The sequence below is a fragment of the Pseudoalteromonas sp. CO342X genome, from assembly GCF_004208915.1.
Lineage (GTDB): Bacteria > Pseudomonadota > Gammaproteobacteria > Enterobacterales > Alteromonadaceae > Pseudoalteromonas > Pseudoalteromonas maricaloris.
Map to the genome: position 1 here is coordinate 122191 of NZ_SGPH01000036.1, position 22112 is coordinate 144302.

Consider the following 22112-nt stretch of genomic DNA (forward strand, 5'->3'; position numbering starts at 1 on the left):
CCTATTTAATTTAATCAGCGTCTAACGAAACCCAATTCTTCCATCACCACTTTCAGCTGCGCTTCTTGTGCCTCTAGCGCCTCAATAAACTCGTGCTGTGGCTTGAATAGATTCAACCAACCATTGCGTGCGCGCACCGCTTCCCACTCTTTGCTTTGCACCAGCTTTTGTAATCTCACGGTATATTCGTCGAGTTTTGCTTGGGGGAGATCCGGAGCCGCAAAAAAACCACGCCAGTTAACAAATTCCATGTCATAGCCTAGAGACTTCAGGGTTGGGATCTCTGGATAGTCCGCGATAGGCTCTGGCGCGGTAACAGCAAGAATGCGCGCCTGACCACTTTTTGCCATGTCGAGCGCTTCACTTAATCCGGTCGAGAGCATCTTCACCTCGCCAGACAATAAACCTGCCTTGGCTTTGCCACCGGCATCGTAAGGAATGTAACGCAACTTACGACCGTCAACGCCTGCCGCTTTTACTGCTTGTGCTGCAACGAGATGATCCATACTGCCGCGAGCAGAACCACCCGCAACTGTCACAGAGCCCGGGTTTACTTCTAGACGAGCAATCACCTCCTTCCAGCTCTTAAAAGGCGAATCATCACGCACCACGAATGCACCATAATCGGCAATTACGCTGGCAACGGGCGTTAAATCACGATAACTATAGGGGATCTTACCCGACAATGCGCGCAGCACGATTGGCGTTGAATTAACCATCAACATATCGCCTTTTTTATTGCCCGATTCAATCAAATAAGCAATAGCACGGCCGCCACCACCGCCTGACATATTCTGAAACGACGCATTGGACTCAAGCCCTGATTTCACTAACGCTTCGCCCACAGCTCGAGCCGTGGTATCCCAGCCACCACCTGGACCACCGGGAATTAAAAAGTGGGTATCCGCTAATACCTGAGTAGACATCATCGCCACGCCAGCCATTGCTAACTTGAGATGCTTTAATGCAAACTTCATAACCTGCTCCCGTTAAAATAGATACTGCAAGCGTGCAGCAAAGCCAAATCCTGAATCTTCGTCACCAACCAACGCGGTACTTCCAGCTCCTGAAACATCCGCATAGACAAGGTTAGCCATGAACTTTAAGCTGCTGGAATGGTAATAGGTACTGCCCAGTGTGTAGGCGTCGACTTGCGTGCCTTGGTTGGCGTTTTCAGCATCCATACTGGAAATACGCGCAACCAACTCCCACGCATTTTTTACCCCTTTAGGCTGCTTAAATACCGCAGAGCCAGCGGAATATTGTTTGTGTTCACCGGTCAAGAAATAGCTCAAAGACAAGTGATAACCCGAAATATCTCCCCCATCTAAAGCAGAAGTAGGGTCGAGGGTATCTAAGTTGCGTGTGGCATATTCGGCCTCAAGCATAAAGGCGTTGTGTTGATAAGCGAGCTCTAACCCGGCTTGTGACATGCTATCAAGGGCAACTACATCACCGCCTGCAGCATAATCCACGAGGCGCACTTTGGCTTCGCGTACTTCACCGCGAGCAAGGCGATTACCCAGCGTTGCACCGCCCATATCACGGTACGAACCCCAACCACCTAAATGCAGGGTTTTACCGGGAGTGTGTTGCGACCAAGTCAAACGCCCCGAATAGGCAAGTGCCAGACGGTCATCTTGGTCACGCCCAGATGCACCAAAAGCGTCGTTTTTATATACCCCTAACGCATAGCGAAAACCAGAATCTTTAAAATATTGATAAGCTGATACGCCCCATCGAAAGTAAGGAGAAAACGTATCAGCGATAGAGCTGCGCTCTATGGTATTGATGTGTTTGCTGCTGGTGAGCGCATTTAGGGTGATATCTTCTCTTAATTTACCAAACTGAAAGCGCGGGCCGTTGTTCCAGCCGGTATAACGCACTCTTACTGTGACTATCTCGGCATCGCCTTCAGCAAAATCGAGTAGCAACTTATGCTCCCAATCGCCTTGCTCGCTCTCTACATAGGTGCGGATCCGACGCGGAAAAAAGTCGCTGGCGGCATTACCCTCATTATCGGCGCTGTATGCACCACTAAAATGGTTAAAATCGAGTTGTACACGCCCACCAAACTCAAGGTTTAGTGATTTATTGGACTGTAATTCCTTTAATTTCGCTTCTAGCTTTGCAACCTTGCTGGCTAGTGCTTCATCTTGTTGTGCCAAAACGGGGCAAGCAGTTACTGCAATTAATGACATTGCTGCAACTGGCTTCATTATTGTTGTTCTCATTGCTCTGTACTCATTTGTCTTAAACGTATTGTGACTAGCGACTACAACCTGCTATCAAGTACGAGCTTATTGTTAACCCTCAATTAACCATAGATTGCGGAAATAAGTTGATTAAGTTGAGTAAAGCGCGTTTTGTGCATAAAAATCATGAGCAATATGCACAAAACCCAAAGTAGTGTGGAAATAAATAACGAGTGAAGCGAAAGTATGACCGCTGCGTTAATCAAAATATCTAAGATGTGGATGATGAATTAACCTAGCTTTTCTCTGAAGCTCTGAAAACGGTGAGCCTGCAAAGCTCAATATAGAATAATACTTTGCCCCCTAGAATAAGCAGAAATAAGACATACAACACACCAAAAACCATCACATTAATAAAACAATACACTCAATAAATTTAAATTTGGTGTAATTCCAACCACTTAGATCTAAATAAGAATTATTTTCAAAAAGAACATTGACAGCCCCCCAAATCTAATTGATAATCACTATCAACAAGACGAGAGTGACGGCTCAACTTGTTATCACAATAGTTTCTTGACCCGAAACAAGGCTGGTATCCACAACTACCAAGGACGTTAGCAGGCACTTGCATTGCTCCTCGTATTTAGACGCTAACTCCACTTTTTACTTGCTACATTGCTCATATCGGTGACGGTAGATATGAAATCAAAAAGCCCTGCTCAGGGCTTTTTTTATGCCCAAAATTTATTTTTACTTCGGTATTTCCTAGAAAAACAGCCACACGAATATTAATGAGAATTATTTTCAAAAAAGTATTGACTCATTGTTAGATCTAACTGATAATCACTATCAACAAGACGGCAACGTGTTGTTTCGCCAACTCAGTTAGTAAGGTTGATAGTTGTAAAGCCCTATCTACCTGATGTACTCGCTACCTTGAGATTGGCATTAGTACTCTAGTTTGTTTCTCGACCCTGAAACACGGCTGGCCAACGTTAATGGCTTGGATGAGCTTAATTCAGTCGCCCCTAAACCTGACTAAGTTTATTCTCACAATTTACTTGCTACATTGCTCATATCGGTGACGGTAGATATGAACGTAAAAAGCCCTGCTCAGGGCTTTTTTTATGCCCAAAATTTATACCAATTGAATTAATTCTCTAATCAATTTGAAGGGTGAAATAGCATATTAGCTTCGTTAAAAATTTCTCATTTAGAACAACTAAATAGCAAAATTTTTGCCTTGCTACTAAAGCTATTTCCCTGCTTCAAGATAGATCATTTACTTAATACAACTGGTATTATATCTATTTTCAGCACTTACCGAAAAACAGCCGCACAAACATTAATGAGAATTATTTTCAAAAAGGTATTGACCTAACGGCTAATCTAATTGATAATCAATATCAACAAGAGGACATGCTCTTGCTGATTCAACCCTGAATCGTGTTGTCGGTGATGTGCTACAACGCCCCTTGATGTGTATCACTGGCAACCACTTTTTACTTGCTACATTGCTCATATCGGTGACGGTAGATATGAATCAAAAAGCCCTGCTCAGGGCTTTTTTTATGCCTACATTTTCTATCAGCGTTTGTTCAGCTGTAATGTCGTGTAATCGTTTTCTTTTACTAGAATCCGTATCATTCTATTTTTCCAAAAATAACAATAATATGAACGCTCGACGCTACCGTTATAACATGTTGTTAAGCCTGCTGCTGCTGGTAGGATTTATTTTCACCAGCTGGATAAGTATCGAGCATGCTAAACAGTCGTTGTATAAAGGAGTGAGCGATGATGCTCTGCCACTCACCAGCCATCTGATTGATTTAGACATACAAAAACGGCTTCAAGCTCCAATCATTGTTTCTCAGCAAATGGCAAATAACGTCTTTATTAAACGTTGGCTAACGTCTTCACAGCAAGATCCTGCGCTTATTTTCACCTACTTAGAAGATACTCGAGCATTACATCACGCAAAAACGAGCTTTTTAGTGGACGACAAGAACCTCACTTATTACCACTTTGATGGTAACACCCAGCAGTTAGACATTCGCGCCAAACAAAACGATTGGTACCGAGAAAGCCTGCATAGCGATGCTGACTATGCGCTCAATGTTGATATAGACCCAAGAGATAACAACGAAGCCATTGTTTACGTCAATCATAAAATAAAACAAAACAACGATGTCATTGGCGTTGTTGGGGTTGGTATCTTATTGGCTGATTTACACCATTTAATCGAACAATACGAAGCCAGCTACGCACGCAAACTGTACTTTATTGACCACAAAGGCAGGCTCTTATTTTTTAACGATCAGACCCTATCTGGCACCAGTATTCATGATCGTTTTCCAACCCAAGCAACGGCGCTGCTCAATCAATCCGAATATCAATTTCGGTTGGAAACCGACGACCATGCCGAGTTTGTCCATTCGCGCTATTTGGACTCTATTGGCTGGTATTTAATTGTTGAGCAAACAATAGATAAATCCAGTGGAATAAACGACATACTCACAACCAATTTATGGGTAGGGAGCCTCGTCACCCTATTAATATTGGCCGTGGCGCAGTTGACGTTTAATCACTATCAGAAACGCTTAGAAAAAATGGCGAAATACGACAAACTCACCGATACCTTTAATCGCCAAGCCTTTGAGCCACAGCTTCAGCACCATTTAGCGAAAGCGCGTACCCAATCAACCCCAGTAGTAATGTTGATGATGGACATTGACCACTTTAAACAAGTGAACGATCAGCATGGCCATGTGGTAGGCGACAGAGTGCTGCAATGCTTCTCGAACGTATGTAAACGCGAGATAGAAAACAACGGTTTGCTGTGCCGCTGGGGAGGCGAAGAGTTTATGGTATTGCTACCCAAAGCGACGTTAGAGCAAGGAATTGCGATTGCTGAGAAGATCCATGTTGCTCTAGAGCAGGCGGAATGTGAGGTCAAAGTGACAGTCAGTATTGGCGTTGCACAATACCATATTGATGAATCAGAAGATGGTTTTATAAAGCGCGCCGATGCCGCGCTCTATCGTGCCAAACAAGGCCGGAATCAAACCAAATTTGCCGCTTAGCGGCGATTCTTACGCGCTCTTGCGCGGCGTTGACGTTTTTCGTCTTCACGCGCAGCCTTTTTGGCCTCAGCTTGTGCTCTTAGCTCAGCAACCATTTCTTCTTCCGACTCTCGCATTTCCGGCGTTTCCATCGTGATCTGCCCGATAACAGCATCGCGCAGTTCGTTGATTAAAATCTCCGACATCTTATGCGTATCGACTTGATTGCCGCCCTTTACACAACCACGCTTGCGGCCAGCCATCTCAATAAATGTCCAATCACAGTCCGGTAATTCGTCGAGCTTGTAACGTGCTTTTAAAAGCTCTGGATATGCACCCAGCAGATATTCAGCGGTGTAACTCGCCACTTCTTCATAATTGATAGCCGTATCGCGGATAGCACCCGTTGCCGCCAAACGATAGCCCGAGTTTTCGTTCTCAACCTTTGGCCACAACATACCCGGCGTATCGTAAAGCATAATGCCGTCTTCAAGCTTAATACGCTGTTGCGCTTTAGTTACCGCTGGTTCGTTACCTGTTTTTGCAACAATTCTGCCAGCAAGTGTATTGATAAGTGTCGATTTACCCACATTTGGAATACCCATGATCATGGCTTTTAGCTGCTTATCTTGACCCACTTTATGAGGTGCAAGCTTTTTACAAAGCGCATTAATACGCTGTACTTCATTCGCCTTATCATGACCAAACGCCAGCGCTTTTACACCGTTCTCACGTTCAAAATACTCCATCCACTGCTTGGTCAGTTCAGGATCGGCAAGATCCGCTTTGTTCATAATTTTGATAACCGGCTTGTCACCGCGTAACTGCCCTACCATCGGGTTTTCGCTACTGTATGGAATACGAGCATCCAGCACTTCAATAATGACATCCATCTGCGGCATGATCTCTTTGATCTCATTGCGCGCTTTATTCATATGCCCTGGGAACCACTGTATTGCCATTATAACCACCTGTATTAATTAACTTTAAAAGCTCATATGTTGAACACCTTGCCAAACTCACACACCATAACTTCGTTCATACGGAGCGTGAAATAAGTGTAGGGTACAACATAGGGTACTAAACGCTTTTAATACAGCAGCAGTACCTCATCACTAAGTTGGCTATTCTACTATAAATTGACAGGATTGGGTTAATGGCTTGGTGAACCCATTAGAGCAATTTTCACTTATTGTTTCACACCCTCTCCAAACATAGTTTCCAATTTTTTGTTCTCTACAATGTTTTATCTGTCTTAGGAAGTTTTTATTCGAAGCTAACTTAGAGACCCAATTCCAACTCGCGATTATACGAGCCATAGCCCACTAGCCATGCGGTGATCGTCGTGAGGGGATCAATCGCTACACCTAAGCGATTTTACGGTACCGCAACCAACTGAAAAATAAAGTGATAATTTGCAACAAACTGGTACAGCAAGTTAGAAGGCTTGGCGGACTGGCATGATAATCACAACTGTGAATGCAAATTCGGATACACGGATTATTATATTGGTTATTGGTGCTTTGAGTTGGCTTTAGTCACTAATGTTCTAGAAATACTAAGAGAATCCTTGAGAGATAGCGTTTGTGTACTGGTTGATTTAATCAGGTAAACCTCTTTTCACATTTAATAATGCATGCTTTCCTGAGTTAGGTAATGAGAAAATTCTTTAAGTAGAGAATGAGTACTTTTTTCATAAGTACTTTGAAGCGCATCACTAAACTCAATTCCTGTTAATAATAACTGTATTAATTCGTTAAATTGTTTAGGGCTTAGGTCATAGATGAAATGCAAAAATAACCCACCAACCCTGTACGACACCCGGTTAACCACCCCATTTTTTGTTACTGCATCACTTGCATCCTGTGATAAAAACCAATAATTCAACTCTCCCGACAAATAGGTATTTACCTCATTTTCATTCATTAGCTCGAAAATCTCTTTGCCTTTAGTATAATCTTGCCCTCCATTTGCAACAAACTCAGCGATCCCTTCTCTAAACCATAAAGGTACTTTTTCAATATGGGCCTTATCCCCAAGGTGGGTGTAAAAAAGGTAGTGTGTTAACTCATGATTAAGTAACCTCCCAATCGAACTGCTATGAAATGCATTTGGCGATAAAAATAATTTACCCCAATATACTGCACCAACAACATTTTTGGATAAAAATACATATTCATTGAAAGAGTCTTGACTAGCACACACATAAACCGAGATTGGCTTTTTAAATTTAGCCTTGAGCACATGCTCTACTGCATACTGACTCTCACTCAAAACTCTACTTACACGAAATGCATTGTTTTCTGCTGAAGCTTCGTATCTGATACGTCTATCAATCTGAAGAGTTAAAAAATGATCCGTAGACTTATATTTAGCCCATATAGCTTTGATTAACACAGGCTGCATGAACGTAATCAGGACGATGAAAATAGCACTTATCGATAGCAGAACAATAATATACTTCTTAAAGTTTTTTCCGTTAGATCTCATCACCTTTCAACTTAGCCTATTTAATTCAACGAGGAAATTTCTTTTACTTTGAGCAAAACATTGGTTCTCTATGCTACAGGAAACAATAAAAGAGTTCGAATACCAACTGGCGGCAATACAAAAATTGCTAGGGGTTAGATAACTTATAGCCACATTTGCCAGAAGACTTAACGGCATACATTGCTTTATCAGCCTTTTCAATTAATGATTCGATGCAATTCCCCTGAGTGGGGAAAAAGCTAATACCGATACTCCCCCCAACTTTATACACCTGATGTTCAACTTCAATTTCTTGCGTGATACTGATGAGTAACTTTCTAGCGATAATCTCCGCTTGTTCTTTTGAGTCTAGTTGCGTTGCGATTACAATAAATTCATCACCTCCAATTCGAGCGCATATGTCGGTACTTCGTGTACTGGCAATTAGCCTTGTTGCTATGCATCTGAGCACTTCATCACCAACCTTATGACCACTACTATCATTAATGGGCTTAAAGTTATCCAAATCAATGTAAAATACCGCGGTTAATTGATGTGGGCGATTGGCAAAAGTGTTCGCTTGATTAAAAAAGTTAGTCAGATAACGCTTATTCTTAAGCCCAGTTAGTGCATCGTGATAAGCAAGTTTCAGTGCATGTTTTTCTGCCTTCAGCAAGCGGCGTTGAAAAGTAATAAGGACTGATGCCAATAAAGCTAAATAGAGCACCAAGTTCACCATAGTGCCTAGAATAAAACCGTAGACTCCCCAGTTTGGGAAATAATAGATTATTGGGTAAGAAACCAGCCAATGTATCGAGAGGATGAGGGCTGCAAGGGAGATAAATCGATACGCACAGGTAAAATATGGTTTTTCCTTTCCAAAAAAAAGTATAAATATATAAAATAAAAAAGAAAAATTAGCCATTGCACAAAAGATCTTAAAGTACCAAGGAGATAAGTTTAAGATTGAAATTATAAACAGCGTACCAAGCACACAACTAAATAATTGAATAACTCTTCTTTTTGCACAATCCAATTTAAAGAATTGGCATACTCCAACTAATAGGATTGGCTTTTCAAACAGGTTAAGTACGAGATATAGGTTACCACTTAGCTCTGTTGAAATAACAAGTCCCCCTAGCAGAATACAAACTCGTGAGGCAATTGCAAACAAGATAGCGCTTGACCAAAATCCAGCTCCGGAAGGTGTTCTGGGCACGGTTCTGGTAGCAAGTAACAATACCAATAAAAAAGAATATAGCGTCAGCCCAACCGTATGCACCAAATGAAACATAACGACACCTACCTCTAGCTTCATTGATTAATCACCACAGCAGTATTGAAATTGAAGCTGCAACCAAAATAGTAGGCCAAAGGTCTACACTCTATTGTTCTTCACTTTGATAAAAACAATAAGTCCTTTTATTTAAAAGTTTAGAATAAACAACGAATGAAGTAGGAACGAATAAGGACTAATTAACATCGAATAAAGTCAATATCAATGTTCTAGAGTTCCCTTTACCATTAATATTGTGCTAACTATTAATATATCATCATAAGTTAAGTGGTCGTTATGGGTTGTGAATCCACTTTGATTAATCTTCATATTTTAGTTGTCGATGGCTTTGTACCATATGATTTAGCCGTGGCTTACCAAATGTTTTTTGTTGCAACAAAAGAATGTGAACAACCAAGCTATAATATCCAATTTGTAGGTAGCCAAGGACAAGTTCAAAGCGATAGCTTTATCATTGGGAATGTACAGCCTTTATCAACTATCGGCGCGAAAGACACATTAATTGTTCCAGGCTTATATACGCCGACCACCTATGATGATGAAAATGTTCTCCGTGCAATTCGCGCCGCGTATCAACAAGGTTCTCGCATCGCTTCTATCTGTAATGGCTCACTACTTTTAGCAAAATCAGGTGTATTAGATGGAAAACGGGCCACTTCACATTGGGATGTTTTTTCAGAGTTTGAGCAACACCATACAGCGGTAGATTTATTGCGTGACGTATTGTACGTTGACGAAGGACAAGTTATCACATCGGCCGGTCTTTCTGCCGGACAAGACCTGTGTCTACACATCATTAAAAGTGATTTTGGTGCTACTCTTGCGAACAAAGTTGCGGAGCGCTTTGTAATGCCTCTTGAGCGCGGTTTTTCGCACCCTCAACTATATAGACCTGTGTATAATGTCTTAAATGACATTCAGCGAGTGCAATTATGGCTCTCACACAACTATCATAAACCGATTACGCTCGCTGAAATAGCTGAGCACGCATGTATGACAAGCCGAGCTCTGACTAGAAACTTCAATAAATACGTTGGCCAATCTCCCATGATGTGGCTTCGAGAATTGCGAGTGCAGCGGGCGCAAATCTTACTCGAAACAACCACTTTTAACATCAATGTGATATCTGAACTGAGTGGCTTTGGTACCGTTGTGAACTTTCGCATTGCATTCAAGCGTTATGCTGGCTGCTCGCCAACAGAATGGCGCTGTCGCTATAACAACAGTCACGTGTTGTGACCCGTTATATTTTCAAGCTCACAACGTAAACTTAGACAGCAGTGCCTCTTGTTCATGGGCATTTTTCGCTAGTTCTTCGCTGGCATTATATTGTTTGTCTGAAAAGCTGCCGACCTCCACGCTAATATCGTTGATATGTATTGTATTTTTATTGATTTCTTCAATCACCACACTTTGCTCTTCTATGGCGGTTGCGATTTGAATATTGCGATCCATAAGCTCTTTTACTGCTTCTGAGATTTCTTCTAGCATATGTGTCGCTTGCTCGGTTTGTGACACACATTGCTGGGTTTTATCTCGGCTACTTCCCATAGATTGCTGAACTTGAATGGATGAGGCTTGGATCTGGTCGATCATGGATTTAATTTCAGTGGTGGATTCCTGTGTTTTTGATGCTAAAGAGCGCACTTCATCGGCCACAACCGCAAAACCTCGGCCCTGCTCTCCGGCACGTGCGGCTTCAATTGCAGCATTAAGTGCCAGTAGATTGGTTTGTTCTGCAATGCCATTGATGACCGAAAGAATATTCTCGATATTTTGGCTATATTCTGCAAGTTGCGTACTCAGCTCGTACGATGCAGTAATATCGTCAGCCAAAGCATTAATTTGGCTTCGCGCTTTAAAGAATATCTCTTGCCCTTCAGAGGTCTTTTCATTCACCGAGGTGATAGAGCTTGCGGCTTGCTGCGCGTTACCCGCGATTTCGGTCGAGGTAGTGCTCATTTCATTCATCGCGGTAGCGAGGTTTTCAATTAGGCTAACTTGTTGATCAAGTTTCTGTGAGGAATGTGTCGACAGCTCTTTGGCGGCATCACTGCTTATCACCACATCGTCTGCACGTTCTTTTACGTTACTTACTAACCCATGCAAAAAGCCCAAGAACAAATTAAATTGTCGCGCTACCGTACCGCACTCATCTTCGTTCACTATTTTTAAGCGCTGAGTTAAGTCACCGCCTCCACTTGCCATGCCGGTGATTGCAGATTCCAAATCCCGTAATGGTTGGAGTAAGTGAATTGCTAACGTCCGTACGCAGAATACTCCAATAGCCACGGCTAAAATAGCAATGATCAGGGAGTTTATTGTAATTTCAGTCAGTGTTTTGTAGGCTTTTGATTTATCGATTAATACCGCCAAATACCAGTCCGTACCAAAGGTGTTATCAAGCGAATGTAAGTAAAACAACCTTTTGCCTTCTTTGGTATCCACTTCTTGCAACTTATCTACGCTATCTAAGCGTAAAGCTGGATATACCTGTTGCAATTTTTTGCCGTTAAATTCGGCCTGTTGATGAGAAATGACATTACCAGACTTGTCGACCAAAAAGGCATAGCCCGTGTTATCAAAGTTAACCTGATTGACACTATTAGCGATGGTTTTTAGGCTTAAATCTCCCCCAATTACCCCTTTAAAATTACCGTTCACTACAATGGGAGATACCACCGACAGCAATAATTCACCTGTCGCCGCGTCCGTATATGGACTGGTATAAACGGTTTTATTTTGGTTTTTACCAAGCTTATACCAAGCTCGCTCTCTAAAATCTACACCCGGAGGATTTTTGCGAGTGGGGTTGTTCGACCTGAGCCCTTCCTCATTAGCCAAAGTACCAAAAGCCAGCAGAAACTCCTTTTTAAACACTGGTGTATTCAGTGCTTGTTGAAAGTTATCATCGCTAAAGTTTTGCTCTAACTGACTTTTTATCACATTAATTTGCGTTGCTTTACCGGCCAGCCAATTTTCTATGCTCACGGCAAGCAATTGCGTGCTATCCGTTACATAGGCATGGGTTTTGGTTTTTACCGAATCGCTAACAAACCAGTAAGTAGAAAGCGTCGTCGTGGTGATGATCAATAAGATCACTATGGCAGAAGTCACAGAGAACTTAGTGCGGATCTTCATATTCAATAGCCTGAATAAAAAGTGCTCGAATATCAAAAGTGTTGTCTATAATTCGATTATTGGCAACTGAGCGATGTAAAAACCATGAATTTTACTTTGAGCAACTCAACCGCACTGATTGGCCTAGCCTGTTTACTGACTTCCTCAGTAGCTTTAGCAGCCGATCGACCTGTTACCATGGCCGACATTGAAAATCTTGAGCGGCAATTAGCTGAGCTTAAAGCTCGGTTTATGACGCAAAATAGCGAACCAAAGGCCGCAGCTCCTGTGGCAAAATCAACACCACAAAGTGACCCCGTCAAACCACCTACCGAGCCCTCAACCACGCTCCAAACCTATGCCACAATACGCCCGACATTTGGCGTAATCAATCAAGATGACGCAAGTAACTGGGATGTTCGTGACGCCTTATCCCACGCAGGGATTAAAGTGACTCATGAATTTATGCCGGGCTGGCAGGCCGAACTTCATGGTGAATGGGGCATCGACCTCGCCAATGAAGGAAATTTTGGCAAGTCACGCCGTGCTTATACTGCACTAGGTACACCGTATGGTCGGTTTGGCATTGGCAAACAAAGGCCTGCACAGTATCTGTTTATTGCCGAATACGTTGATATTTTTAATCACGCCAGCAGCCCATTTGCTTACGATCCAGAGAGCATTTTTTTCGTTGATAATTTAGTTACTTACCGCTACGAATTGGGGCCGATGACGTTTGTCGCCGCAGGCCAATTTAATGGTGACAAAGGCGATAACCAAACGGATTTATTCAACACTGGGTTAAGTTACGATAACGCAGGTTTACACGCAGCGATTACTTATCAACAAAACGATGTATACGATAACGAGCAGCATATTGGCGAAAACCAACTTTGGTCTGGTGCGCTGGCTTATCAATTTACCTCCCGCTTTTACGCTGCCATGGCGTATCAGGACAAAGACTATCAACGCGTGGGCACACTTGATTCTCGACAAGGCCACACCTTTGATCTTTCGTTGGCCTATCAACTCGCAAAACACTATAAACTCAAAACCGGATATTTTGATTTTGATGACGGTTACGGCAGTCATGACCCGCTTAATCAAAGCTTTGATGGCTACAATGTGACACTTGAGTGGCTACCAACACCGCCGCTCAGAGTACACTTGGAGTATTTGAACAAGTCCTTCGACAACCAAGTCGATATGGACTCCATCTCCATTGGCTTTAGGTACGATTACAAGCAAGAGTGGCAATTTGATTAGCCAAGATCACAGGATCTAGGATAATAATTTTTCAATTTGGATTGATTTATACATCAAGTATTCAAGTGAGGGTGGTACACTCGCGCAAGGCTTAGAAGTATTCAAGTTTGAAGAGGCGGTATGAACCACGCACCTATTCCACTCAATATTACCGCAAGCGCCAAAATCGAGAGCATTGTGGTGCTACATGGCTTGTACATGTCTGGTTTTGTGATGCGCCCGCTTAGCGCTCGATTAGGTAAATCGGGCTACCGTATTCTCAATTTAAGCTATAACACGTTAACACCAAATATTGATGAGATCTGCGCCGCTATTGATACTTTCGTTGGCGATCGCCCCGCCGCCCTCGTTTGCCACTCCATGGGAGGCTTAGTTGCAAGAGCATATTTAGAACGAGGTTCTGCCGCGAGCAAGCAAGTAAAAAAAGTGGTGACCTTGGGGACACCACATAAAGGCAGTGCCATTGCCAAGCATATGCACGACAAAGGACTGGAGCTACTGTTAAAAAACAGTGTGGAGTTTTTATTATCTAACAATCAAGATTGGCCTTTCGACGCCAAGCTTTACAGTATTGCCGGTGACTTACCCATTGGACTAATGCCACTGCTACAAAAAGGTAGCCAGTCGGATGGCACTGTGCTGTTAGAAGAAACCAAGCTCAGTGGCATGGCCGAGCACAAAGTATTTCATCTCAGCCATACCAGCTTAATATATTCCCGTGCGGTAATGGACTATATCTGCGAGCTGTTAGAGAGGCCTTAGTGCTCTGCGCTTGCAGCTACTTTGTAAGCAATCACTGCGATCAAGCCAACTAATAACGGTACTGGCGCTGCGATATAGCCAAAGGTATCTGAGTTTGCAATGCTTGCGCCAGCTAAGTGACCTACTAGCCCAACAACAAAAGCCACTAAAGCGATAACAACGACGACGAGTTCCATTTTATGTTCTGATTTTGTTTTGCCTTTCATACTCATTTCCTCAAGTAGTAGACACCGCGTTTTTTGTGTCTTGATGAAATGATTATGCGCTTATGATGCGGCGATATTTTGACCTAAATCAAGTTTAAAACCGCCAAAATACGAACGAGATTAAACACTTGTCTTAGATCAAAAACCACGCGCTCTGGTAAGATTTTGGGAAAAGTTGGCAAGCTTTATTCCCGCCAAGTATTCATGTCACTTTGTTATTTTTGAGCGCTTTTTGGGGTTTCATCTTGTTTTTTACCACGCTCATCCCAACGTCATATTGTATTAATATTTGATATGTTTTTATTTTATTAATTGATTTTTCCGATTAAACACTTTGATTTTAATCATTGGGCAATCACCTAAGGTTGCGCCATACTGACTGTGAATCAACAAGGAGCATCGCATGACAAACATTAATTCTATCGGTTTAGACAAAGCTAAGAGCCAAGCACTAGTAACGTCACTTAATACGCTACTAAGTAGCTACCAAATTCAATATATGAATGCCCGTGGTTTTCACTGGAATATCAAAGGTCGTGAGTTTTTTGAACTACACCTAAAATTTGAAGAAATTTATACGCTATTACTTGAGAAGGTAGACGAAATCGCAGAGCGTATTTTGACGATTGAAGGCAATCCATTGCATGCGTTTTCTGATTATTTAGAAACCAGTAAAATTCAAGAAGCAAAAGGGATCAGCAATGGCACACAAGCACTAGAAACCTTGCTTGATGGCTATACAACGCTTATTTCTATGCAGCGTGAAATTTTAGCGCAAGCGGGCGAAGCCGAAGATGAAGGGACAGCAGCGCTAATGAGCGACTACATCAAAGAGCAAGAAAAGCTGGTGTGGATGCTTAAAGCGTATTTAAACTAAGATAGACGGATAGGTCGGGCTAAAGCTGCGATGTACAAGTCGAGCTAAAGCTACGACCTATAAACAGAGCCGGCTCCCACCTAGGTTCTTCTTTGGTAGGAACGAGTTTACCTCGCGAGCTTTTAGCGCTTTTTGTCGAGCTAACATCAGGATGTGCAAGTCGAGCTAAAGCTACGACCTACAAGCGAGGCTGCTCCTACCTAGGTTCTTCTTTGGTAGGAGCGAGTTCACCTCGCGAGCTTTTATCGCTTTTTGTCGAGCTAACATCAGGATGTGCAAGTCGAGTTAGAGCTACGACCTACCATTCAATAAGCTGATAAAGAATGCCATTTCTAGCGCTCTTTCATGTAAGCTTTTAAATCGGCCTGAGGCACCACCGTGACCCGCTTCTAAGTCGGTTTTAAAGACCAGTACATTATCATCCGTTTTATATTCTCTAAGCTTAGCAACCCACTTCATTGGCTCCCAATACTGCACTTGCGAGTCGTGCAGGCCTGTGGTGACAAGAATATTTGGGTAGGCTTTGGCTTCAATATTGTCATACGGTGAATACGCTAAAATGCTCTGGTAGTCCGCTTCATTATTCGGATTACCCCATTCATCATACTCGTTGGTGGTCAATGGGATTGACTCATCCAACATGGTAGTTAACACATCCAAGAAAGGCACATGGCAGCCTAACCCTAAATACAGCTCTGGAGCTTGGTTTGCAATTGCACCCATTAACAGGCCGCCTGCACTTCCGCCTGATGCAAACACTTTGTCTTTATGGCCGTAGCCCTGCTCAACCAAGGCCTTGGTAACATCAATAAAATCGTTGAAGGTATTTTGCTTATGCGCTTTTTTGCCTTGCTCATACCATTCACGACCAAGCATCTCAGAACCTCGAATATGCGCAATCGCGTATACAAACCCTCTATCTAACAGGCTTAGAATTTGACTAGAGAAGTTAGGGTCGATAGTAATACCATAAGAACCATAGCCATACTGCAATAGTGGATTGCTACCGTCTTGATTAAACTTATCTTTGCGATAGACCAAAGATACAGGGACTTTAACGCCATCTCTTGCGGTAATATGCAAACGTTCAGAGTGATAATATTCTGGTTTAAAATCACCTAACACTTGCTGCTGCTTTTTAAGCGTTTTCTTACCTGTGGTTAAATCACAATCGTACACTGAGCTGGGAGTTGTCATGCTCGAATAGTGGATACGAATATGACTTGAACTTGGCTCAGGGTTATTTCCTACCGTAGCAAAATAACAAGCATCATCAAATCCAAGGTGATAGCTCTGCCCTTGATAATCATGGACAACAAAACGGATCTGCCCTTGTTCACGCTCAGTCAGCACAAAGTGACTATTGAACAGCTCCAAGCCTTCTAATAGTATATGGTCGCGATGGGCAACCAACTCTTCCCATTGCTCGACATCACCAACGGTTGCTGCTGTTGCACGCATTAAACGGAAGTTTTTAGCATTCTTATTACTCAGGATGTAAAAGAACTCTCCCATTTTTTCAAGACCATATTCATGGCCAATTTCTCTTGGAATAAGGGTGCTAAACTCACCGCAAGGATCGTTTGCATCCAGTATTAACTGATCGCTCGTTTCCGTCGCAGCAAGATAGATATAAATAGCGCTTTCGTCACGACTTTTACCCAATCCCATATAAAATTGGCGATCTTGCTCTTCAAACACCAAAATATCATCACTTTGTGGCGTTCCCAACACATGACGATACACTTGGAAGCCGAGCAACGTTTGCTCGTCTTTTTTGACATAAAATACGGTTTTATTGTCGTTTGCCCAAATTACCTGACCTTCCGTGTTATGCAGCACATCTTGCAGTAATGTATTGGTGTTTAAATCAAGAAACTTGATGGTATAAATTCGACGCCCGTCGGTATCTTCACTATAGGCAAGCAGTTGCTCGTCTGGGCTTACAGTAATATCACCGATGTCATAAAACTCGTTGCCAGCGGCTAAATGATTAATGTCTAACAGCTGTTTTTTATCCGACAAATCTTCTTGTGATGCGCGATAATACTTAGCATACTCCTCATCACCACTCACTTCACTCACATACCAATAGTTGCCATCTTTGGCGGGCACTGAGCTATCGTCTTTTACGATACGACCTTTCATTTCTTCAAACAGCTGGGTTTGCAGCGCTTGATGAGGCGCCATTTGCGCTTCACAGTAATCATTCTCTGCTTTGAGGTGTGCCAACACATCAGCATTTTTACGCTCGTCATCACGCATCCAGTAGTAGTTGTCGATACGCTCATGATTATGGTGCAGTAAGGATTTCGGCTGCTTTTTGGCTAGCGGTTGAGTTTTTTCCATCACCAAGTGGTCATCCTAAATTCGTTATTTTTCGCCAGTGTATCATGATTCAAGAGCCATACCAGCGCGCAAAGAAAAAGGCCGAGCATCACTGCGCGGCCTTTATATTATTGAGTGTAAACGAGAGTTTCTAAGCTTCTGCTTTCTCTAGTTGGTTATCGTCAGATTTAGGCTTGCGTCTGATCTTCGCTTTTAAGCGTGAACCCGCACCCTGCACATCCGTTAAGATGATGTATAAGGCCGGCACTAACACCAGCGTGATAAGCGTTGCGAATAGCACTGCAAAGCCAAGTGATACCGCCATCGGAATAACAAACCTTGCTTGTAGACTCGTTTCAAAGATGATTGGCATGACACCGGCAAACGTCGTGATAGAGGTTAGCGTGATTGCCCTGAAGCGTGCACAACCCGCTTCAATAACCGCCTCTTTAAGCTTAACACCCTCGGCACGTGCTTGGTTGATATAGTCCGTCATTACCAAGGAATCGTTGATCACAACCCCAGCGGCGGCTACTAGTCCAAACATAGACATAGTACTCATATCTAAGCCAAACACTAAGTGACCCCATAGCGCGCCAACTAAGCTAAACGGAATAACCGACATCACGATAAGCGGTTGCGCATAGCTCTTCAGCGGCACAGCCAATAGGATATAAACCATCAACATACCTGCGGCAAAGAATAAGATCTGCTCACTGGTTTGTGCTTGGCGCTCTTCCACACTGCCACCTAGCTTAGTTTTTACGCCTGGGAACTGTTTTAGTAGCTCTGGTAAGATATTTTCTTCGATATTCTTAACCACGGCATCTGGCTCAATCAGCTCTTCATCGATGCTACCGTATACATATACCGTTCTAAAGCCATCTTCACGACGAATATAATTGATACCCGGCTTCTCGGTAAACTCTACGACATCGCCTAGCATCACTTCTTTGCCTTTTGGCGTTGTGATGATAGTACGCTTAAGTGAAGCCAAAGCTTTACGATCTAGTTCAGGATAACGCACCATCACTTTGATCTCTTCGCCATCACGAATAACACGCTGTGCTTCGCCACCGTAAAAACTATTACCAACCTGAATCGCAACATCAGCAAGTTGCAAGCCAAGCTCATAAGCCACTGGCTTAAGCGCGATCTGCATTTCTTTACTTGCAGGGTCAATACTCGAGCTGATATCAAATAACCCGGGTTGCTGCTGCAACATAGAAATAAGCTGTCTGCCCGCCGCATTGAGGGTCTCGATATCAGAACCTAGCAAGCGATAACCAAATTCACCCTCACCACCACTTTGATCGCCAACACTGTCATACACAATGATTGATTTCACTGCGGTGATCTCTGGCATTGCCTCGCGCCAACGACGTGCAAGTTCAAAAGCCGTAAATGGTCTTTGCTCTTCATCAACTAATGTCGATAACACCGAGCCCTTAGTGCGGCTTTGGTTCCAAGAATATACATCCTTAATCATGCCTTGACCGAACTCTTGAGCAATCTCTTTATCGACATTGCGTACCATTAACTCAATAGACTGCATCGCTGTAATGGTCTGCTCGTCTGATACGTTGTCGTTCATGGTAATTTCGATCTTTGGATAATCTTCAGGCACCTTAGGGAACGGAATAAAGCGCACTAAATTCGAAGTCACTAAGCTAAAGCTAAATACCAGCATCGCCACAAAAGTTAATAATACAGTCCAGCGCCAATCAACACAGCGCTGAATAAAGCGTCTGTATGGTCCGTTTACAAATGCGAAGAACTTCTTGTTAAATGCAGCACGACGACTGTTTGGACGTAGTGGTTTAATCTTAGTGTGAGCAATGTGCGCTGGTAAAATCCATTTGGATTCAATCAAGCTGAACACCAAGCACAGAATAATAACGCCCGAGATTGACTTAAAGAATGCACTTTCAGGACCAGATGAGAACAACATAGGTGCAAACACAGCAATAGTTGTCAATACACCGAAGGTTGCTGGCGTTGCAACACGCTTAGCGCCAATTACCACATTCTTAACGCTGTGACCTTTGCGTTCAATTTCGGAGTAGGCGGACTCCCCTATGACGATGGCGTCATCCACCACGATCCCAAGTACCATGATAAAGGCGAACAGCGATACAATATTAATACTGATCCCAAGTGCTGGCATAAATAGGAACGCACCGAGGAAACACACCGGCAAACCAATCATTACCCATAGCGCTAATTTGAAGCGTAGGAAAATAGTCAGCATGATTGCGACAAGTAACGCCCCCTGTAACATATTGCTCTTCATCATCTCGAGTCGAGCGTTCAGGTAGTACGTCATATCAACGATTGGTTCTAATCTTAAGCCTGCAGGTAATTTAGCGTTTTTCTCTTCGATATATTTATGTACCGCTTTCGCGATTGGGATCATATTTTGGTCTTTGGTCGCTTTAACCGACAGGAATACCGCATTTTCACCATTCAAACGGAAGTAATATTCACCTTCAGTCAGGCCGTCTTTAATTTCTGCGATATCTTGAAGATAAATTTTGGCGCCGTTATCACCGACCTTAACAGGAATGTTTCTAAACTCATTACCGCGGTACATTTGATTTTCAACACGCACTGCAATAATGCCAGATTCGGTCCTGATTTGACCTGCTGAAATGTTGGTCGAATAACGTCTAATTGCGCTACTTACATCACTAATCGTTAGGTTGTAGCGGCGCAGAGCATCTGGATCAACTTCAATGCCAATCTCGTAATCAGGGGTTGAACGGTCAACCAGTGAAATCGTTGAAATTTCTAGTAATTCATCCTCGATTTCTTTGGCAATTGGCTTGAGGGCATTCAAGGGTAGATTACCAGCCAGCGCGATGTTCACCACGTCTTGACGAAATTCTATAAGCTGAACCTGCACAGGCTCCATGGACGCTGGGAAGGTCGCGATACTATTCACACGCGAGCGAATTTTATCTTCTACTTCCGTTAGGTCTTCATCTTTATAGATTTCAAGTTGCGCACTACCGCTGCCTCTAGCGGCACGGTAAACCCCTTTTTTGATTTCTGTAACGTCTTTTAATGCTTCTTCAATTTTGATCAAGATCCCCTCTTCAATTTCTTGAGGAGACGCGCCAGGATACACGGCTGACACCGTCACATAATTGATCTCAAAGTTTGGAAACATTTGCCTTTGGATAGTCATATAACTGATAAAACCCATTATCAGTATGAAGACCATCAACAAGTTTGCCGCTACCGTATTATTCGCAAAATAAGCGATAATACCGCGCTGCGATGCTTTTTCTATATCACTCATGGTCGCTCCTTGCTGTTACAGCTTTTCCGGCTGACTACTTGGCTTTGATGAGGAGTCCGTGCCAGCAACTTTAACTTCCATGCCTTTTTGTGGATATTCAGGTGGTGTCATGACCACTTTATCGCGACTTGTGATGCCATCACCAATTAGGAAGAACTCACCCTCTTCGCGGATAACTTGCACTTTACGTGGCTCAAGCTGGTTATCTTGATTAAGCAACCAAACCGACTGATTATTCACGATATCCTGAGGTAGACGGTAGATTTGTTTTAACGTTTTACCCGCAAAGCTAACTTGTACATACGTACCGTATTTTATCGCTGGCTGGCGCGTTGTAAGACCATACGGGTCGTTAATACGCACCACCAAGTTGTTCATACGCGTTTGTTGGTCAACAGTACCTAAATCTCTATCAATTACCGCTTCACGAGTGAAAGCACTCACACCACGTTGATAAACCGTAGCAGCAAGGCCTGACACTCGCTCAGGTAAAAACACAGAATCAAAACCCGCGATAGGAATAATCACTTCCGCAGTTTCGATGTTATTGACCGTACCAACTGAGCTACCCATAGAAACGAACTGACCAAGACCAACGTCTTTTTTCACCACTAGTGCGTTATAAGGCGCGATAACTTCGCAGTTTTCTAGGTCTCGCTTTGCACGCTGCAGTGCAGCTTTTGCCGATTTTACTGAGGCTTTGGCGCTCATGACCTGCGGTTTACGTAAAAATAGGTCGGTATGCTTTTTATTTGGAAATCTTCTTGCTTCATCAGCAGCTACATCAGCTTGTGCTTGCTCTTCGATAAGCTGCGCCTCGGCTCTGGCAAGTTCTGCTTCTGCTTGTAGTAACGCGGCTTCGTAGTTATCTTGCTCAATACGCAGTAACACTTCGCCTTTTTGTACCACACCGCCTTCAACAAAGTTAGGGTGCCAGAATTCAACTTCGCCCGATACTTGAATAGAAAGTTGTGTACTTTCTAGCGGTTTTACTTCGCCATAGCTTTGGATCACAACTTGGTGATCTTGCGCAGCGAGAGTTTCAACTTCAACAACAGGACGAGAATCGACTTCTTGCTTCTCAGGTTCACTCTTAGCAACGGCATTGACGAACATAAATCCGACAACACCGACTATAAGCACGGTAAAGGGTAGAATCCATTTTAAAGTTTTAGCTTGCATGACAGTACCTATTGATAATTTCCTGACCGTATAGTACCAAG

The 22112-nt window shown here is 43.0% G+C and carries 16 protein-coding genes; 6 read left to right on the top strand and 10 right to left on the bottom strand.

Annotation, left to right across the window (positions count from 1 at the left end):
• Positions 1–14: 14 nt before the first annotated feature.
• Positions 15–977, bottom strand: a complete 963-nt coding sequence (locus tag EXT47_RS17280; protein ID WP_017218314.1) for a tripartite tricarboxylate transporter substrate binding protein — start codon at positions 975–977, stop codon at positions 15–17.
• A gap of 12 nt (positions 978–989) precedes the next feature.
• Positions 990–2219 carry an OprO/OprP family phosphate-selective porin gene (locus tag EXT47_RS17285; RefSeq protein WP_130127196.1) on the bottom strand — a complete coding sequence of 410 codons (1230 nt, stop codon included), beginning with the start codon at positions 2217–2219 and terminating at the stop codon, positions 990–992.
• A 1652-nt stretch (positions 2220–3871) separates the two neighbouring features.
• On the opposite strand from EXT47_RS17285, the gene EXT47_RS17290 reads away from it, so the two are divergent.
• The gene (locus tag EXT47_RS17290; RefSeq protein ID WP_130127155.1) at positions 3872–5281 is read left to right on the top strand and encodes a sensor domain-containing diguanylate cyclase; all 1410 of its coding nucleotides are present in this window, start codon (positions 3872–3874) and stop codon (positions 5279–5281) included.
• On the opposite strand, the gene ylqF is transcribed toward EXT47_RS17290, so the two are convergent.
• Positions 5278–6222, bottom strand: a complete 945-nt coding sequence (ylqF, locus tag EXT47_RS17295) for a ribosome biogenesis GTPase YlqF (protein WP_130127156.1) — start codon at positions 6220–6222, stop codon at positions 5278–5280. The two genes, EXT47_RS17290 and ylqF, sit on opposite strands and share 4 nt — an antisense overlap.
• Positions 6223–6707: 485 nt before the next feature.
• Between ylqF and EXT47_RS17300 the strand changes: the two genes are divergently transcribed.
• Positions 6708–6872 carry a PoNe immunity protein domain-containing protein gene (locus EXT47_RS17300; RefSeq protein ID WP_223193720.1) on the top strand — a complete coding sequence of 55 codons (165 nt, stop codon included), beginning with the start codon at positions 6708–6710 and terminating at the stop codon, positions 6870–6872.
• A gap of 14 nt (positions 6873–6886) precedes the next feature.
• On the opposite strand, the gene EXT47_RS17305 is transcribed toward EXT47_RS17300, so the two are convergent.
• Together EXT47_RS17305 and EXT47_RS17310 are read right to left on the bottom strand one after the other, a co-directional pair.
• Positions 6887–7750: a hypothetical protein gene (locus EXT47_RS17305; protein WP_130127157.1), complete on the bottom strand. Its 864-nt coding sequence runs from the start codon at positions 7748–7750 to the stop codon at positions 6887–6889.
• Positions 7751–7877: 127 nt separating this feature from the next.
• Positions 7878–9047, bottom strand: coding sequence for a GGDEF domain-containing protein (locus EXT47_RS17310; protein WP_130127158.1), 1170 nt, complete (start codon positions 9045–9047; stop codon positions 7878–7880).
• A 255-nt stretch (positions 9048–9302) separates the two neighbouring features.
• On the opposite strand from EXT47_RS17310, the gene EXT47_RS17315 reads away from it, so the two are divergent.
• The gene (locus EXT47_RS17315) at positions 9303–10265 is read left to right on the top strand and encodes a GlxA family transcriptional regulator (protein ID WP_130127159.1); all 963 of its coding nucleotides are present in this window, start codon (positions 9303–9305) and stop codon (positions 10263–10265) included.
• 18 nt (positions 10266–10283) lie between these two features.
• On the opposite strand, the gene EXT47_RS17320 is transcribed toward EXT47_RS17315, so the two are convergent.
• Positions 10284–12167, bottom strand: coding sequence for a methyl-accepting chemotaxis protein (locus EXT47_RS17320; RefSeq protein WP_130127160.1), 1884 nt, complete (start codon positions 12165–12167; stop codon positions 10284–10286).
• Positions 12168–12251: 84 nt separating this feature from the next.
• Here EXT47_RS17320 and EXT47_RS17325 point away from each other — a divergent pair, with 84 nt between their 5' ends.
• Positions 12252–13412, top strand: coding sequence for a porin (locus EXT47_RS17325; protein WP_130127161.1), 1161 nt, complete (start codon positions 12252–12254; stop codon positions 13410–13412).
• Between the two features lie 120 nt (positions 13413–13532).
• The gene (locus tag EXT47_RS17330) at positions 13533–14174 is read left to right on the top strand and encodes an alpha/beta fold hydrolase (protein WP_130127162.1); all 642 of its coding nucleotides are present in this window, start codon (positions 13533–13535) and stop codon (positions 14172–14174) included.
• On the opposite strand, the gene EXT47_RS17335 is transcribed toward EXT47_RS17330, so the two are convergent.
• Positions 14171–14380, bottom strand: coding sequence for a hypothetical protein (locus EXT47_RS17335; RefSeq protein WP_010376516.1), 210 nt, complete (start codon positions 14378–14380; stop codon positions 14171–14173). The genes EXT47_RS17330 and EXT47_RS17335 overlap by 4 nt on opposite strands.
• A gap of 403 nt (positions 14381–14783) precedes the next feature.
• Between EXT47_RS17335 and EXT47_RS17340 the strand changes: the two genes are divergently transcribed.
• A complete protein-coding gene (locus EXT47_RS17340; protein WP_010376518.1) occupies positions 14784–15257 on the top strand; it encodes a Dps family protein in 474 nt (157 codons plus the stop codon).
• A 291-nt stretch (positions 15258–15548) separates the two neighbouring features.
• Here EXT47_RS17340 and EXT47_RS17345 read toward each other — a convergent pair whose 3' ends face one another.
• The 3 genes from EXT47_RS17345 to EXT47_RS17355 form a co-directional block, all read right to left on the bottom strand.
• Positions 15549–17606, bottom strand: a complete 2058-nt coding sequence (locus EXT47_RS17345; protein ID WP_130127163.1) for a S9 family peptidase — start codon at positions 17604–17606, stop codon at positions 15549–15551.
• Between the two features lie 130 nt (positions 17607–17736).
• Positions 17737–20889, bottom strand: a complete 3153-nt coding sequence (locus EXT47_RS17350; protein ID WP_039493347.1) for an efflux RND transporter permease subunit — start codon at positions 20887–20889, stop codon at positions 17737–17739.
• 15 nt (positions 20890–20904) lie between these two features.
• Positions 20905–22071, bottom strand: a complete 1167-nt coding sequence (locus EXT47_RS17355) for an efflux RND transporter periplasmic adaptor subunit (RefSeq protein ID WP_130127164.1) — start codon at positions 22069–22071, stop codon at positions 20905–20907.
• Positions 22072–22112 lie beyond the last annotated feature (41 nt).